The 1243-nt window shown below is 69.6% G+C and carries 1 protein-coding gene; it reads right to left on the bottom strand.

Features of this window, described 5'->3' with window-relative positions; translation table 11 throughout:
• Window positions 1–122: 122 nt before the first annotated feature.
• Window positions 123–1243 (bottom strand): IS701 family transposase (locus ACFVT1_RS40985; protein ID WP_389805870.1); only part of this gene is annotated, 1121 nt, incomplete at its 5' end.

Genomic DNA, 1243 nt, shown 5'->3' with positions numbered 1-1243 from the left:
CCTAGTAGGGCTTTGTTAGGTGGTGTCGTAGGTCTGCCATGGGGTGGGTTGTCGGCAGGTGGGGCAGGTCCCGGTCCAGGTGGCTAACAGGTGTTGGAGGAGGGCCAGGGCCTGGTAGAGGGTCAGGCCCTGGCAGGGACTTTTGGGCAGGACCTCTGTTCGGTCAGGAAGAGGTGGGCGGCGGTGACGAGGGTGACGTGGCGGTGCCAGCCGGTGAACGAGCGGCCCTCGAAGTGGTCGAGTCCGAGAGTGGTCTTCAGCTCGCGGTAGTCGTGCTCGATGCGCCACCGCAGCTTCGCGAGCCGGACCAGGTCCCGGGCCGGGATGTCGGCCGGCAGGTTGGAGATCCAGTACTTGACCGGCTCGTTCTCTCCTTCGGGCCACTGGGCGATCAGCCATCGAGGACCGATGACTCCGTCTGGGGCGGGTTTCGGGCGGCGGCCGGCGAGGCGGACACGCAGAAAGACGAAGCGGGCGGACATGGCAGCCTTCGATCCCTTGCGCCAGGTAACCGCGACCGCGCTGCCGCGTCCTGCGGCCACGACATGTTCGCGCAGGCTGACCGGGCGGGTGCGGTAGCGGGGCAGCGGGCGCGGCCCGAGCCCGCCGTAAGGCGGCTGATACGGCACGGCCGACTCGGTGTGGGCGGTCATCTCGCCCTTGACCTGCAGTGCGTAGGCCAGACCGCGGTCTTCCAGGCCGTGGCGGAAGTCGGCGTTCGCCCCGTATCCGGTGTCCGCGACCAGCACCGCGGGCCGCAGGCCGACCGTGGCCAGTTCGTCGAGCATGTCCAGCGCGAGCTGCCACTTCGGCCGGTGATGCTCGCCCTCGGGGATCCGGCAGCGGGCCCGCCGGTCCGCAGCCTCCGGCTGGTCCCAGCTGCCGGGCAGGAACAGCCGCCAGGACAGGGGGCAGGACGCGGTGTCGGACGCCGCATGGACACTGACCCCTATCTGGCAGTTCCCGACCTTGCCCAGGGTGCCGGAGTACTGCCTGGCCACCCCGGGCGAGGACGTTCCGTCTTTCGGGAAACCGGTGTCGTCCACCACCCACACCTGCGGCCGCACCACCGCCACCGCCCGACGGGCCAACCTGATGCGAACCGTGTCCACCGGCCAGGTCGACGACGTCATGAACTGCTGCAACTGCTGATGGTCCACACCCAGGCGCCCGGCCATCGGCTGCATCGACTTCCGACGCCCGTCCAGCAGCAGACCCCGCAGGTAAAGGCCGCCCTTCACTC

It is taken from the genome of Streptomyces sp. NPDC057963 (assembly GCF_042887155.1).
Classification (GTDB): domain Bacteria; phylum Actinomycetota; class Actinomycetes; order Streptomycetales; family Streptomycetaceae; genus Streptomyces.
This window is presented reverse-complemented; position numbering and strand designations above follow the sequence as displayed.